This is a genomic window from Pseudomonas gebzensis (genome assembly GCF_034427815.1).
GTDB lineage: Bacteria > Pseudomonadota > Gammaproteobacteria > Pseudomonadales > Pseudomonadaceae > Aquipseudomonas.
Map to the genome: position 1 here is coordinate 35808 of NZ_JAXQNS010000012.1, position 15033 is coordinate 50840.

General features: G+C 65.9%; 15 protein-coding genes. 11 read left to right on the top strand and 4 right to left on the bottom strand.

Translation table 11 applies throughout. The annotated features are described in order from the left end of the window. The first annotated feature begins 1 nt into the window (after position 1). On the top strand, positions 2–862 hold the full coding sequence (locus SJI00_RS19985; RefSeq protein ID WP_322463406.1) for an HlyD family secretion protein: 861 nt from the start codon (positions 2–4) through the stop codon (positions 860–862). A 205-nt stretch (positions 863–1067) separates the two neighbouring features. On the opposite strand, the gene SJI00_RS19990 is transcribed toward SJI00_RS19985, so the two are convergent. After that, positions 1068–1523 carry a universal stress protein gene (locus SJI00_RS19990; protein WP_322463407.1) on the bottom strand — a complete coding sequence of 152 codons (456 nt, stop codon included), beginning with the start codon at positions 1521–1523 and terminating at the stop codon, positions 1068–1070. 149 nt (positions 1524–1672) lie between these two features. On the opposite strand from SJI00_RS19990, the gene SJI00_RS19995 reads away from it, so the two are divergent. The 4 genes from SJI00_RS19995 (at position 1673) to SJI00_RS20010 (ending at position 6927) form a co-directional block, all read left to right on the top strand. Continuing rightward, positions 1673–2596, top strand: coding sequence for a LysR family transcriptional regulator (locus SJI00_RS19995; protein WP_322463408.1), 924 nt, complete (start codon positions 1673–1675; stop codon positions 2594–2596). 227 nt (positions 2597–2823) lie between these two features. Further along, entirely contained in the window at positions 2824–4365 is a 1542-nt protein-coding gene (locus tag SJI00_RS20000) for an MFS transporter (RefSeq protein WP_322463409.1), read from the top strand. A 22-nt stretch (positions 4366–4387) separates the two neighbouring features. Further along, the gene (locus SJI00_RS20005; protein WP_322463517.1) at positions 4388–5473 is read left to right on the top strand and encodes an HlyD family secretion protein; all 1086 of its coding nucleotides are present in this window, start codon (positions 4388–4390) and stop codon (positions 5471–5473) included. Then, positions 5470–6927 (top strand): efflux transporter outer membrane subunit, encoded by a 1458-nt coding sequence (locus SJI00_RS20010; RefSeq protein ID WP_322463410.1) that lies wholly within the window; start codon positions 5470–5472, stop codon positions 6925–6927. Before SJI00_RS20005 ends, SJI00_RS20010 begins: the two co-directional genes overlap by 4 nt. Before the next feature lie 108 nt (positions 6928–7035). On the opposite strand, the gene SJI00_RS20015 is transcribed toward SJI00_RS20010, so the two are convergent. Beyond that, positions 7036–7860 (bottom strand): SDR family oxidoreductase, encoded by an 825-nt coding sequence (locus SJI00_RS20015; protein WP_322463411.1) that lies wholly within the window; start codon positions 7858–7860, stop codon positions 7036–7038. A gap of 295 nt (positions 7861–8155) precedes the next feature. Here SJI00_RS20015 and ptaA point away from each other — a divergent pair, with 295 nt between their 5' ends. After that, positions 8156–9259: a pyoverdine biosynthesis transaminase PtaA gene (ptaA, locus tag SJI00_RS20020; RefSeq protein ID WP_322463412.1), complete on the top strand. Its 1104-nt coding sequence runs from the start codon at positions 8156–8158 to the stop codon at positions 9257–9259. A gap of 62 nt (positions 9260–9321) precedes the next feature. On the opposite strand, the gene SJI00_RS20025 is transcribed toward ptaA, so the two are convergent. Continuing rightward, complete coding sequence (locus SJI00_RS20025; RefSeq protein WP_322463413.1) at positions 9322–9786, bottom strand: multidrug transporter; 465 nt, start codon at positions 9784–9786, stop codon at positions 9322–9324. 114 nt (positions 9787–9900) lie between these two features. Next, a complete protein-coding gene (gene yaaA, locus SJI00_RS20030; RefSeq protein WP_322463414.1) occupies positions 9901–10680 on the bottom strand; it encodes a peroxide stress protein YaaA in 780 nt (259 codons plus the stop codon). Between the two features lie 136 nt (positions 10681–10816). Between yaaA and SJI00_RS20035 the strand changes: the two genes are divergently transcribed. The 5 genes from SJI00_RS20035 (at position 10817) to moaE (ending at position 14997) form a co-directional block, all read left to right on the top strand. Continuing rightward, the gene (locus SJI00_RS20035) at positions 10817–11950 is read left to right on the top strand and encodes a polysaccharide deacetylase family protein (RefSeq protein WP_322463415.1); all 1134 of its coding nucleotides are present in this window, start codon (positions 10817–10819) and stop codon (positions 11948–11950) included. A 308-nt stretch (positions 11951–12258) separates the two neighbouring features. Further along, entirely contained in the window at positions 12259–13653 is a 1395-nt protein-coding gene (locus SJI00_RS20040) for a PhoH family protein (RefSeq protein WP_322463416.1), read from the top strand. 93 nt (positions 13654–13746) lie between these two features. Then, complete coding sequence (gene moaC / locus SJI00_RS20045; RefSeq protein ID WP_322463417.1) at positions 13747–14220, top strand: cyclic pyranopterin monophosphate synthase MoaC; 474 nt, start codon at positions 13747–13749, stop codon at positions 14218–14220. Between the two features lie 82 nt (positions 14221–14302). Beyond that, complete coding sequence (locus tag SJI00_RS20050; protein ID WP_322463418.1) at positions 14303–14548, top strand: MoaD/ThiS family protein; 246 nt, start codon at positions 14303–14305, stop codon at positions 14546–14548. 2 nt (positions 14549–14550) lie between these two features. Continuing rightward, on the top strand, positions 14551–14997 hold the full coding sequence (gene moaE, locus SJI00_RS20055) for a molybdopterin synthase catalytic subunit MoaE (protein WP_322463419.1): 447 nt from the start codon (positions 14551–14553) through the stop codon (positions 14995–14997). Positions 14998–15033: the final 36 nt, after the last annotated feature.

The following is a 15033-nucleotide window of genomic DNA, read 5'->3' on the forward strand; positions in this document are numbered from 1 at the left end:
GATGAAAAAGTTCTTCAGCCTGATCGCCACCTTGCTGGTGGTGGCCGCCGCCGTGTGGATCGGCCGCGTGTTATGGGTCGACTACATGACCACGCCCTGGACCCGCGATGGCCGCGTGCGCGCCGACATCATCAACGTCGCCGCCGACGTGCCGGGCTATGTCGTAGACGTAGTGGTGCACGATAACCAACGGGTGAAAAAGGGCGACCTGCTGATCCAGATCGACCCCGCGCATTACCAGGTCGCCGTGGACCAGGCCAAGGCGCTGGTGGCCGCCCGCAAGGCGACCTGGCGGATGCGCCAGGTCAACGCCAAGCGCCGCGCCGACCTGGACGACCGGGTGATCTCCCAGGAAAACCGCGACGACGCCCGCGACACCGCCGGCGCGGCATTGGCCGACTACCAGCACGCCCAGGCCCAGCTCGCCGCCGCTGAACTGGACCTGGCGCGCACGCGCATCCTGGCCAGCGTCGATGGCTACGTGACCAACCTCAACGTGCACCGCGGCGACTACGCGCGCACCGGCGAGGCGGTGATGGCAGTGGTCGATGAGGACTCGTTCTGGGTGTACGGCTATTTCGAGGAAACCAAGCTGCCCCACGTGCGGGTCGATGACCCGGCCGAGCTGCAGATGATGAGCGGCGAGCGCATGAGCGGGCACGTCGAGAGCATCGCCCGCGGCATCTACGACCGCGACAACCCGCAGAGCCGCGAACTGGTGGCCGATGTGAACCCGACCTTCAACTGGGTACGCCTGGCCCAGCGGTTGCCGGTGCGCATTCATATCGATGCGGTGCCGGAGGGTTTCCTGCTGGCTGCGGGGACGACCTGTACGGTCGTGGTTCACCCGCGCCAGCCCTAGGCTGAAGCACCGGCTCGCCGCGCCTGCTACCCGTCAGTCAAGCTGCGATGGCCGGCGCAGCCGGCCCCCGTCCACGCGCCGCGCACTTGTGGTAGATCGGGGTTTAAGCATTGGGCTGAACAGTGGCCCCGATCACTTGACTGACTGGCATCACGTGCCTGGCCTGGGTTGAGCGATTTCGCTCACAGCCCCAGCGGCAGACGTTTCAGTGAGCGGAAGTCGGGGCCACCAGCACCGGCCATTGTCCCTGGTCGATGACCTTGCTACTGACCGACGGATCGAGCAAACGCCCCAGGCGTGACAAGTGCCGGTGGCCCATGACGATCAACGTGCAGTTCAGCGCCCTGGCAGTGTCGAGAATGACATCGACAGGATCGCCTGGCGCGGTGCGCCCTTCGCAGTCGAAGCCGGCTGCGCGCAGCGCGTCGACTGCGCAGGCGACGGCATGCTCGGCCAATTGCTGTTCTTCACAGGCGGCGGGGTACTGGTCGCGCTCCTGATCGGTGTAATCGCTGGGTGCGCCATGCACCGCGAAACTGGGGTCGACCACCAGCAGTACGTGCAGCGCCTGTTCCGCAGGGCGGCAATAGCGCTTGGCAAGCTCGACGATGGCATGGCTGGCAGGGGAGGCGTCGATGGCAATCAAGACAGGGCGGGGCATGGCAATTCCTTCGCAGTGAATAGGCTAGTGCGCATTTTCGAGTGCCGCGTACGTGGAATAAAGCCCCTGGCGCGCACAAGCGGATTGCGTCTGGTGCAATGGTGCGAGCTGGTAAGCTTGCGTTTCGCACCTCTTTTTCGGAAAGCCCAATGCCACTGCCGGACATGAACCTGTTAGTTGCCCTCGACGCGTTGCTCGACGAGGGCAGCGTGGTCGGCGCGGCCCAGCGCATGAATCTCAGCCCCGCAGCCATGAGCCGTACCTTGGGGCGCATTCGCGAAGCGCTGGGAGATCCGATTCTGGTGCGAGCGGGCCGAGGTCTGGTGCCCACACCACGGGCGCTGGCCTTGCGCGAGCAGGTCGGCCTTCTGGTGGAGCAGGCCGGGCAAGTGTTTCGCAGCGCTGAAGATGTCGATCTGGCGAACCTGGACCGCGCGTTCAACATCCGCACCAATGACCTGTTCATTGCCTTGTACGGCGCGCAGCTGCTGCGCATGATGCATGAACAGGCGCCGCGCACCGTGCTGCGTTTCGTGCCGGAAAGCGGGGGCGATGACGATGCGGTGCTGCGCGATGGCCGTACTGACCTGCTGATCAGTTCGACCGTCGACCTGGGCCCGGAGATCAAGGTGCAACGGCTGTTCCATACCGTGTATGTAGGCCTGGCCCGGCGTGACCACCCCATTTTCGATGAGCCCATCACCCCCGAGCGCTTTGCGGCCTACCCACAGATCAGCGTGTCGCGACGCGGCCGCGCCAATGGCCCGATCGATGCCGAGCTCGCCGTGCACAAGGTGCAACGCCACGTGGCGCTGATCACCCCGAGCTTTCACTCGGCGATGTTCTCGCTGCCGGATTCGGACCTGATTCTGCCGATGCCGGCCAATATTCTTGCCAGCGTGCACAAGCTCGGGCTGCCGTTGCGGGCCTTTGATATTCCGCTGCCGATGGAACGGGTGACTGTGATGCAGGCGTGGCATCCGCGTTTTCACAACGATCCCGCGCATCGCTGGCTGCGCCAGACGCTCAAGGCCTGCTGCAACCTGGCGCCCTCCAGCACTGGCGACTGGTAGACGTCGTTTCGTCAGGGGCGAACTCGCCCCGATACAGCCTGCGGCGGCCCGCTCGGTCGGTCGCCGCCAGACAACGGCAAATGACGCCGGCTTCAACGCGGTCTGGTGCACACCAGTGCGCTGCGGATTGCGTCTGGCGCAAATTAGAACTTCCAATAAGTCAGTTTTCGTAAGCATTCGATCTTTTTAGACTCCCCAGCCTTAAATTATTGCTGGAGATGTCAGGCATGGCGGTGTCGTCTACCCCCTCGGCTGCGCTTGGCCCTGCGCCGTCGGTGGCCGCGCCTGCGCAGTCGGCCTTCGGTCTGCAGGTGGTGACCGGATTGTTCGGCGTACTGCTGGCCGTGCTGTGTGCCGGGCTCAACGAGGCGGTGACCAAGATTTCCCTGGCCGACATCCGGGGCGGCATGGGCATTGGCGCCGACGAAGGGGCGTGGCTGCTGGCGGTGTACAGCGCAGCGTCGGTGTCGGCCATGGCCTTTTCACCTTGGCTGGCCACCACGTTTTCCTTGCGCCGCTTCACCCTGTGCGCGATCGCCCTGTTTGCAATGCTGGGCCTGCTGCAGCCGTTCGCGCCCAATCTGCACAGCCTGATGCTGTTGCGAATCCTGCAAGGCCTGGCCGCCGGTGCCCTGCCGCCCATGCTGATGAGCGTGGCGCTGCGCTTTCTGCCACCGGGTATCAAGATCTACGGCCTGGCCTGCTACGCCCTGACGGCCACCTTCGGGCCGAACCTGGGCACGCCGCTGGCGGGGCTGTGGACCGAGTACGTGGGCTGGCAGTGGGCGTTCTGGCAGATCATCGCGCCCTCCGTGCTGGCCATGGCCTGCGTGGCCTGGGGCCTGCCGCAAGACCCGCTGCGTCTGGAGCGCTTTGGCCAGTTCAACTGGCGCGGCGTGGTGCTGGGCCTGCCGGCGCTCAGTGGCCTGGTGCTCGGGCTGTCGCTGGGGGATCGCTGGGGCTGGTTCGATTCACCGCTGATCACAGCCTTGCTCGGCGGTGGTGGGGTGCTGCTGGTGCTGTTCCTCTACAACGAATGGTCCGAGCCTGTACCGTTCTTCCAGCTGCGCCTGCTGTCGCGGCGCAACCTGGCTTTCGCGCTGGTGACCTTGGCGGGCGTACTGGTGGTGCTCTCGGGCGCCGGCAGCCTGCCCTCGGCGTACCTGGCGCAGATCCAGGGCTACCGGCCTGCGCAAATCAGCCCATTGATGCTGCTGGTGGCCCTGCCGCAACTGCTCGCGCTGCCGCTGACTGCCGCGCTGTGCAACCTGCGCGCGGTGGACTGCCGCTGGGTGCTGGCCTTGGGCCTGGGCTTGCTGGTGCTGTCGTGCCTGGGCAGCCATGGGCTGACCAGCCAGTGGATTCGCGACGACTTCTACCCGATCTACCTGCTCCAGGTGTTCGGCCAGCCCATGGCCGTGCTGCCGCTGCTGATGCTCTCGACCAACGGCATGAGCCCGCAGGAAGGCCCCTTCGCCTCTGCCTGGTTCAACACCGTCAAGGGCCTGGCCGCCGTGGTGGCCGCGGCCGTGCTGGAGCTGCTGGGCACCTGGCGTCGGCATTTTCATTCCAATCACCTGGTCGACCAACTGGGCAACGCGCCGCAACTCGATGACCGGGCCGCAGGGCTCGCCCAACGCATTCATGAACAGGCCCAGGTGCTGACCTCGGCCGACCTGTATCTGGTGATGGCAGCCGTCGGCGTCGCGCTGATCTGCCTGATTCCTTTCGTACCTACCCGGGTCTATCCGCCGCGTGCGGTGGCCTGAACCTGTGACCGAGACTGCTGCCATGAAGGACAACCGCAAGACCCTGATCATCGCCGGCGTGGTGGCCGTGGCCCTGCTGGCCGCCGTGGCCGGGCCCTGGCTGCTGGGCCGCGACCGCCGTCAGAGCACCCAGGACGCCTACGTGATTGCCGATTACACGGTGGTCGCGCCCAAGGTGGCCGGCTTCATCAAAGAGGTGCTGGTCGAAGACAACGCGTCGGTCAAGGCTGGCCAGTTGCTCGCCACCCTCGACGACCGTGATTACCAGACTGCACTGGAAGCAGCGCTGGCCCTGCAGAGCGTGGCCCAGGCGCAACACGCCAACGCCCAGGCGACCCTGGAGCGCCAGGTGTCGCTGATTGCTCAGGCCGAGGCGGCCGTCAAGGCGGCACAGGCCGAAACCGGCTTTGCCGAACATGAAGTGGGTCGCTACAAGCGCCTGGCCGAGCAGGGCGCCGGCACCGTGCAGAACGCCCAGCAGGCCAGCAGCAAGGTGGAGCAGGCGCGGGCACGGCAGGCCAACGCTCAGGCCGCGTTGCTCGCCACGCGCAAGCAGGTCGATGTGCTGGACGCTCAGTTGGCCAGCGCCAAAGGCCAGCTCAAGCAGGCCGAGGCCGGTGTGGCCAAGGCCCGTCTGGACCTGTCCTACACGCGCATCAGCGCACCGATCGACGGCATGGTCGGGCAGCGCGCCTTGCGTGCCGGGGCCTATGTCAGCCCCGGCACACGGCTGCTGTCGGTCGTGCCGCTGGACCAGGCCTACGTGGTTGGCAATTTTCTCGAAACCCAGCTGACCCACGTCCAGCCTGGCCAACCCGTCAGCTTGCGTGTCGATACCTTTGCCGAGCAGCCCTTGCACGGGCGGGTACAGAGCATTGCACCGGCCACCGGCGTGACCTTTGCGGCGGTCAAACCGGACAACGCCACCGGCAACTTCACCAAAGTGGTCCAGCGCATTCCGGTGAAGATCCTGTTCGATGCAGATCAACCAGGGCTGGCGCGGCTGCGCGTAGGAATGTCGGTCGAAGCCACGATCGATACCAAGAGCGATACCGAGCACCAGGCCGCTGGCGATACGCTCGACCGGCATGCGGTGAGTGCGCGATGAAGGCCTTGACGTGCATCAGCCCAGTCGTCTTTGCATTGACTGTCGCGGGGTGCAGCCTAGGCCCTGACTTTCACAAGCCCGACCGCCCGGCGCCCGCGCACTGGCCGGCACCCCAGGCTGACGTCGCGCCCAGCCAGCCCTTGACCGGCCCCCTGCAACGGCGTTGGTGGGACAGCTTTCACGATGCCCGCCTCAGCGCACTGGTCGAGCAGGTGGCGGCGCGCAATCTCGATCTGCAGATGGCCAGCGCCCGGGTGCTGCAAAGCCGCGCCGCGCGAAGTTCGGTGGCGGCCGACGAAGCGCCGAGCGTGGGCGCCGACGCCGGCTACAGCCGGGCGCGCAACAGCGCTGAAGGCCTCAACGACCCGTCCGGCCATGCTGGTAAATCCGCCTATGACGTGTGGCAAGGCGATCTGACAGCTGGGTGGGAACTGGACCTGTGGGGCCGCGTGCGTCGCCAGGTGGAGGCCGCCGATGCCAATGTGCAAGTCGCTGAAGACGACCGCCGCGGTGTGCTGCTGACCCTGCTCGCCGAAACCGCGCGCGACTACATCCAGCTGCGCGCCGTGCAGCGTACGTTGGGCGTTACCGAAGACAACCTGACACTCGCCCGCCACAGCCTGAAACTGTCGCAAGATCGCCAGGCCGAAGGCGTCGCCACCCGCCTGGACGTGGCCCAGGCCAGTGCGCAGGTGGCGTCCATCGAAGCGCGCCTGCCCACTCTGCAAGCGCGCCGCGACGACCTGATCAACGCTCTAAGCCTGCTGGCCGCCGAGCCGCCCGGGCGCTTGCAGGCGCAATTGCTGGCGCCCGGGGCGCTGCCCGAGCCGCAGCAGCGCTTTGCCATTGGCCTGCCGTCGGAGCTGGCGGCGCGGCGCCCGGATATCCGCCAGGCTCAAGCGCGTCTGCATGCCGTCACTGCGAGCATTGGCGTGGCCGAGGCGGATTTCTACCCGCGCATTCGGCTGTCCGGCAGTGTGGGGCTGCAATCGCTGCAACTGGCCGACCTCGGCAGCTGGAGCGCGCGGCGTTTTGCGCTCGGGCCACAGGTGTCTTTGCCGATCTTCGAAGGCGGGCGGCTCAAGGGCACGCTGCAACTGCGCGAAGCCCAGCAACGGGAGGCGGCCGTGAACTACCGCAAGACCGTGCTCGGCGCCTGGCATGAGATCGACGATGTTCTGCGCCTGTACAACGCCAGCCAGTTGCGCCGCGACCACTTGGCCGAAGCCGTGCGGCAGAACCGCATCGCCCTGGACACTGCCCAGCGCCAGTACGTGGAAGGCGCGGTGGATTTCCTCAACGTCCTCAGCGTGCAGAGCGCACTGCTGACCAGCGAGGAGCAATGGATCGACAGTTCTTCAGCCGTCGCGCAGGCCCTGGTCGGGCTGTACAAGGCGCTGGGCGGGGGCTGGGAGGCGTTCGAGACACAGCCACCTGGGGCTAGAGCCAGTTGAAACGGCTGTAGCTTGGTGCTTGCCAGCGTCGGCGCGGGTGCACGTCGTGACCTCGCAATGCCTGAATCATTGGAGGCGTGAGGCACGAGCGGTTTGCGCAAGATTGACCTACAGCGAACGCAGCAATCCGAAGCGTTTGCGCAGCGCCCAGTCCAGCAAGCGCCTGGGCAACAACCACGCCATCAAGGGCAACAGCCGGCTGCCGTTGCCTGCGCGCACCACGGCGGGCACCGTTCGTCTGCCGAGGGCGGCCAGCACCGTCTGGGCCAACTGCGCGGCGGGCGTAGGTCGGTCCAGCGAGGCACGGGCCCGTGCCTGGACCTGTTCGCGCAGCGGCCACCAGGGTGAATCCGCGTGCAGCACCTGGGCCGCCTCACGCTGGGCAGCGCTGGCGAACTGCGAGGCGATGGCACCGGGTTGCACCTCCATCACGCGGATGCCGAATGGCGCCAGTTCCAGGCGCAGGGCATCGCTGAGAGCATGCACTGCCGCCTTGGACGCGCAATAGGCGCCGGCGAAGGGCGTCACCAGTACACCCGATACACTGCCGATGTTCACCACCGTGCCGCGGCTGCGGCGCAGCAACGCGAACAGCGCGCGAGTCACCTCCACCCCTGAGAACACGTTGGTCTCGAACTGCGCGCGCAGGGCCTCGGCGCCGCCATCGAGCAGCGGCCCCATCGCGCCGAAGCCGGCGTTGTTGACCAGCACATCGAGCGTTGCGCCGCACGCTTGCAGCTCGTCAGCGAGCGTGGCCAGGGCCTGGGCGTCGTTCACATCCAGCGCGCGGGCGATGAACCCGTCACTGGCCAGGCGCTCGACGTCGCCGGCCTTGCGCGCCGTGGCCCAGACCTCGAATCCGGCATCGCGAAAGGCGTCGGCCAGGGCGCGGCCAATGCCGCTGGAACAACCGGTGATCAGAACAGTGGGCATGGCGGTAAACCGTGGGGCAGGGAAGGTGGCCAGTGTGGCAGAGCGCGGCGGGGAATGCGCTGCGGCCGGTCAGCCTGAGCGTTGCAGCGCACACGTCGCAGTGTCTGCGCAACGGCCCTGTTCCCTGACGGGCTGGCGGCGCGCTACTGGCACGGGCGCCTGGCGTGATCGCCTGGTGAGCTGCTGCCGTCTACCGCTGAGACGCGCAGCCAACTGCGATATGGCCGCTGGCCACCCTAAAGATTCTCGCGGCCACGGCGTCCTCCAGACATCCACACCAAGGAGGTAACGCACTATGGAAGGCCTTTCTCGTCGTCGCCTGGTCGGGTTGACGGCTGCGCTGCCGCTGCTTGGCCAAGTCAGCTGGGCAGCGCCTGCAGCGGCAACCGAAACCCTGAGCGCAGCCCAGTCGCCGGTGCGCCTGAATTTCAACGAAAGCCCTTGGGGGCCCAGTGCGAGCGCACGCACGGCCATGCACGAAGGGGTCGCCAGCTGCGGCCGTTACCCGTACCCACTGCAGTACGCGCTGATCGAAACCTTCGCGCGCCAGCAAGGCGTAGCCGAGGACCACGTGCAGCTGTTCTGCGGCTCGAAACTGGCGCTGCAATACGCTGTGCATGCCTTCACCGGTGCTCGCAGCCTGGTGGTGCCCGAGCCGTCCTACGAAGCGCCGGTCGACACCGCCCTGACGCGCCAGACCCCCGTGCATGCGGTGGCTCTGGATGCGCAACATGCCCATGACGTGGACGCCATGCTCGCCATCAGGCCGGCGCCGGGCATGATCTATGTCTGCAACCCCAACAACCCCACGGGCACGGTGACGCCAGCGGCCGCGCTCGAGCGGCTCATCGCCAAGGCGCCGAGCGACACCGTGGTGGTCGTCGACGAGGCCTACATCCACTTCAGCGATGCCCCCAGTTGCATCCCCTTGATCAAGGCGCACCCCAACCTGCTGGTGCTGCGCACGTTCTCGAAACTGTACGGCATGGCCGGTGCGCGCGTGGGCCTGGCCATCGGCCAACCGGCCTTGCTCGAAGCACTGGAGGCGTTCGATGGCTACAACGTTGCCGCCGAACCCAGCCTGCGCGGCGCCTTGGCCAGCCTTGAAGAGTCGGGCTTGGTGGCGCAGCGCAAGCGGGACAATCTGCGCCTGCGCGAGGCCACGGTGAGCCGCCTGAGCGCGGCCGGTTGGCGGTGCACGGCGTCCCAGGCCAACTGCTTCATGGTGGACGTGCGCCAGCCGGCGCAGGCGGTGGTCAAGGCGTTGGCCGATGCGCAGGTCAAGGTGGGAAGGGTCTGGTCGAGTTGGCCCACCTGGATCCGCGTCAGCGTAGGTGACGCCGCGCAGATGCAGCGCTTTGAAGCGGCGTTTTTCCAGGTCTTGGGCCAAGCGGCCTGAGAGGTCCAGGCGGTCTGAGTGCTGCGGTCGGACCCAGGTCAGCATCTAGCTTCGAGCGTGACTCAGTTGGCGAAGCTGCCCTGCAGGTGCTCGGCACGAAACGCCAGAGTCTGCGCGCGATAGCCTGAGCGCAGTGGCGGCAGCGGCAGGCAGTCGTGCCACTGGGCACCGGCCTGCAGCTCGCCAGGGCCGCGATAGCGCGGCGCGCTGTAGGTGCTTTCGGCGAGGTTGACAGTGTCGCCCGGCGCGTGGGCAGCCACGCGCCAGCGCAGTTCGGTCAGCGGCACTGGGTTGGCGTTGGTCAGTTGCACCTGCAGCGGACGATCGGCCGGACACTGCGCGGGGGCATAGCTCAGGCGCAGGTCGAGCCGCGCCAGTTGCGAGGCTTCACGGTTGTCCTGCCAGACCACCCACAGCGCCACCAGCCCGAGACCCGTGACCGCCGCCAGGGACAGCGGGAATGCCTTCTGCGGGTAACGCAACAGCAGGACCAACCAGGTGAGAAGGAGCAGCGCGCCGATGAGCATGGAGTGCGGGCCTAGGTGGAGGAGTGCTGGTCATCCTAGCGGCATTTGCGCCTGCGCTCAAAAGCGCTGGGCGCTCGGCCAGTGGGTGTGCGCCTGCGAACCTGCTCGTCTGCCTCAGGTCGGCGCCTCGTCGCGCAGAAACACCAGATGGTCCGGCCTGGACTGCTCGGCGCTGTAGTAGTAGCCCTGCTCGTCGAACTGCTGCAGGTGCCTGGGCTCGCTGATGCGCTGCTGGATCACGAAGCGGCTCATCAGGCCGCGGGCCTTCTTGGCGTAGAAGCTGATGATCTTGTGCTGGCCGTTCTTCCAGTCCTTGAAATCGACGTTGATCACCCGGGCCTGCAGCGCGCTGCGCTTGACCGCGCTGAAGTATTCATTGCTGGCCAGGTTCAACAGCAGGTCGTCGCCCTGTTCGGTCAGGGCCTGGTTGAGCCACTGGCTGATGCGCGTGTCCCAGAACGCGTACAGGTCCTTGCCGCGCGGGTTGGCCAGCTTAGTGCCCATTTCCAGGCGATAGGGCTGCATCAGGTCGAGTGGGCGCAGCAGGCCGTACAGGCCCGAGAGCATGCGCAGGTGGTCCTGGGCGTAGCTGAAATCATCTTCGCTGAGGGTCTGGGCATCGAGGCCGGTGTACACATCACCCTTGAACGCAAGCAGCGCCTGCTTGGCATTGGCCGGGCTGGACTCGGCGCTCCAGCTACCGAAGCGGGCAGCGTTGAGGCCGGCCAACTTGTCGGACAGGTGCATCAGGTCACTGATCTGCGCAGGGCTCAGCTCACGCAACTGCTCGATGAGCAGCTCGGAATGTTCGAGGTGCTGCGCCAGGGTGAAACGCTTGGTCACCGGCGGGGTGTCGTAGTCGAGGGTCTTGGCGGGGGAAATCACCGTCAGCATCGGTTGGGCTCCTGAAGTCAATCGAAGGATTCTACGGGCCTCGCGGTTTTAGTCCAGATCAGCGGTGCGACAAACGCAGACCCTGGCCGGGCCAGGCGCTATAGTGCGGGCCATGCTTTTTGCGGAGTGACTGATCGTGCGCATTGCCTTGGGCCTGCTGGCCGGCCTGTTGAGCCTGGCCGTTCCTGCCGCGCCTGCCTCGCCTTATGCCAGCCTGGATCGCACGGTGTGGCCCGAGCAGCTCGACAGCCCGGTGCTGTTCGATGTCGCTTCGCGCGCCGAAATCCTGTCCTTTGCCCGCGCCCTGCACGACAGCGAACAACTGGACGAGCCGGCCTTGGCGGCGCGCCTGGGGCTGCGGCAGATCAACCTGCAGAAGGTCCGCGCCGTGCGCGCGCGGCTGTGGTTGCGGCTGTGGGAAAACTACCAGCAGGCGCACCTCAGTTGCGAACAAGACGCCTCGTTCTGCTACCCGCTGCACAGCATGGCCGAGCTACGTGCCCAGGCCGCCGATTTCGCCAGCGATGTCGGCGAGTTCTACCGCGGCTGGGTCGAGCCGAGTTATCGCTTTCACCAGCGCTACCTCGACGAGCAATTGCGCAAGGCGGCGTTGTTGGGCCAGACCTCCAGTGAAGTCGAACGTTTGTCTGCGTCCGAGCGGGCCGGGGATGAGCTGAACGATCGCGTCTTCCTGTTGACCTTCGTCGGCGGTCCGGGGCCGGTAGGCGGCAGCACCGATGGCCTGACCGACTATTTGCGGCGCCAGCAGGTGCAGGGTACGTTCTTCGTGCTGGGCAACCGCCTGCAGCAACGCCGCGCCGCCACCTCGGTCGCGGCGCTGAGAACGCTGTACGCCAGGCAGTGCGTGGGCATTCAAGGCTGGGAGTACCGCTCGCATGCCCAATGGCAGGGCTGGCAGGACTCGTTGCGGCGCAGCCAGGCCCGTGTGCAGGCGGACTTGCCCGCGCACTACGTGCCGCTGTTCCGACCGCCTTATGGGCAGCGGCGCAGCGATGGCGAGGGCTTCATGCTCAGCCAGGGGCTGCAGGTGTCGTTGTGGGACATCGACGCCCAGGATGACGGCCCGCTAGACAGCGAAGCATCGGCGCAGCGGGTGCTGACCCTGATGCTGCTGTGGCGCAAGGGCGTGCTGCAGTTTCACGACACGCTGCCCAAGGCGCAGCCGGCCGTGCAGTGGCTGCTGGAGCACACGGCGCAGAGCGGGTTGGGCTGGGAGGATTGCCAAGGCTATGGCGCGCAAGGGCGTTGAACGGGGCGCCGGGGCGTTGCGCCGTGGGCACTTGACCTATCACTCTAGCCGTCTGCTGGCCGCGCGCAAGCCCGCTCAGCCAATCGGAAAAATAAACTTCATGTACGCGTAAAATTACTTTTTTCCGTCATACGTTTTGCGGTATGAAAGAAGCAGACAGCCGATTCCTGCAGCACAGGTGGCGTCATCCAGACCCTCCTTTGCCAGGATGTGCCCCCCGCCCGTAACGACGCGGATACGGGGAGAACGGCCGTCAACTTGCAGCGCAGCGGCACGCGCTACGTGGCTTCGATATAAGGTGACCGAGTATGGATGACCAAGGACGCACCCCTTCCTCCAGCAAGCCAATCCTGTATGTCCTCGATACCAATGTCCTGATTCACGACCCCAACGCTCTGCTCAATTTCGAGGAGCACCATGTCGCTCTGCCGATGACGGTGCTGGAGGAACTCGACAAGCTCAAAACCGGCAAACAGTCCGTGGCCGCTGACTGTCGCCAGGCCATTCGCCTGATCGACCAGACCCTGGGCGATGCGTCGCCCAGCGCTGTCGAGCAGGGCGTGCCGATCCAGCGCGGCAAGAGTGGGCCCAAGGGCTTCCTGTCGATCCTGATGAGCCCGCGCAACGAGCCCACGCGCCTGCTGCCTGAGCACCTCAACGACAACATCATCATCAACCAGCTGCTGGAGCTGCGCGCCAAACGCGCCGACCTGGACGTCGTGCTGGTCACCAAAGACATCAACATGCGCCTGAAGGCGCGCGCCTGCGGTATCGCCGCCGAAGACTACAGCACCGACCAACTGGTCGATGATGTGTCGCTGCTGTCCAAGGGCTATCACTCAGTTCCCGGTTCGTTCTGGGACCGCGTCAGCAAGGTCGACACCCGCCAGGAGCGCGGCCGTACCTGGCACCGGGTACAGCTGGCAGAGCCATTGCCGGCCGTGCACATCAATGAATTCATCATCGACGAACAGGGCTTCGTGGGCTGGATCAAGGGCACCCGCGACGGCGAACTGCTGCTGCTCGACCTGCACCAGGAGCCGTTGCTGCACCAGGAGGCCTGGGGCCTGAAACCGCGCGATATCCACCAGAGCCTGGCGCTACTGGCCTTGCTCGATCCGGACATCCATCTGGTCAACCTCACCGGCGCCGCAGGCTCCGGTAAAACCATCCTGGCCCTGGCCGCCGCCATCGAACAGACCATGGTCAGCAAGCGCTACCGGCGCATCATCGCCACCCGCAGCGTGCAGGGCCTTGACCAGGAAATCGGCTTCCTGCCGGGCACCGAGGCCGAGAAGATGGAACCCTGGCTGGGCGCCATCACCGACAACCTCGAAGCCCTGCACATGGACGACGAGAGCACCCACGGCAGCGTCGAGTACATTCTTGAGCGCGTACCGCTGCAGTTCAAATCCCTCAACTACATTCGCGGTCGCAGCTTCCAACAGAGCCTGATTCTCATCGACGAGTGCCAGAACCTCACCCCGCACCAGATCAAAACCATCATCACCCGTGCCGGCACGGGCTCCAAAGTGGTCTGCCTGGGCAACCTGGCGCAGATCGATACGCCCTACCTGTCGGCCCCAAGCTCCGGCCTGACCTACCTCACCGAGCGCTTCAAGGACTTCCCCCACGGCGTGCACATCACCCTGCAAGGGGTGCCGCGTTCGGTCCTGGCCGAATACGCCGAGTCGCACCTGTAGCGTCAGACATCGGGCGGTTCGCCGCCCGATTTTTCCCCAGCTCGACATGGCCCTTGGCGTTACACTGCAGGTTCCCTTTACAGGAGCAGAGCAGTGCTGACACACCTTGATTCCCAGGGGCGGGCCAACATGGTCGACGTCACCGAGAAAGCCGTGACCGCGCGTGAAGCCGTGGCCCAAGCCCGTGTGCGCATGTTGCCGCAAACCCTGCGCATGATCGTCGATGGCCAGCACCCCAAGGGCGACGTGTTCGCCGTGGCGCGCATTGCCGGCATTCAGGCAGCGAAGAAAACCAGCGACCTGATCCCGCTGTGCCACCCGCTGATGCTCACCAGCGTCAAGGTCGAGCTGAGCGCCGACGGCGCCGATGGCGTCCTTATCCGGGCCCGCTGCAAGCTGGCCGGGCAGACCGGCGTCGAGATGGAAGCGCTGACTGCCGCCAGTGTCGCGGCGCTGACGATCTATGACATGTGCAAGGCCGTGGACAAAGGCATGGTCATCGAGCAGGTGCGTTTGCTGGAGAAACGCGGCGGCAAGAGCGGCGATTTCCAGGCGCAGGTGTCATGAGCGTGCACGCGATGGACACGGAAATGCTCATCGGCCGGGTGAGCCTGTTCGAGACGCGCAGCGATTTCCAGGTGGAGGCGTCATGAAGGTGCAGGTGGTGTACTTCGCTCGCTACCGCGAGCAGTTGGGCGTCGAGGGTGAGGCCGTCGAAGGCGATTTCGCCGTCCTGGATGACGTGCGCCTGGCCTTGCTTGCACGGGGAGAGGCGTATGCGGTGCTGGGCGAGCAGAACCTGATGTGCGCACGCAACCAGGATCTGTGCCGCCTGGGCGAACCCCTCGCTGAGGGTGATGAAGTGGCGTTCTTCCCGCCGGTCACGGGAGGTTGAGCATGGCTGTACGGGTGCAGGAAACGGCCTTCGATCCAGGCCATGAGGTCAATGCCATGCACGCGGCCAACGTCGGTGTGGGTGCGGTGGTGAGCTTCGTCGGTTACGTGCGCGACTTCAATGATGGGCGCGAGGTCGCAGGGATGTTTCTCGAGCACTACCCGGGTATGACCGAGAAGGCCCTGGAGAAGATCGTCGTGGATGCCGAGGCTCGCTGGCCGCTGCTCAAGGTCCAGGTGCTGCACCGCATCGGCGCATTGGCGCCGGGCGAGCCGATCGTTTTCGTCGGCGTTGCCAGCGCCCACCGCCAGGCCGCGTTCGAGGCCTGCGATTTCATCATGGATTACCTGAAAACCCGCGCGCCGTTCTGGAAGAAGGAAACGACCGCAGAGGGACCGCGTTGGGTCGAGGGCAAGCAGAGTGATCAGGCGGCGGCCGAGCGCTGGTAGACGCTCGGACGGCTGCTCAAGGGCCTGCTGCTTGCA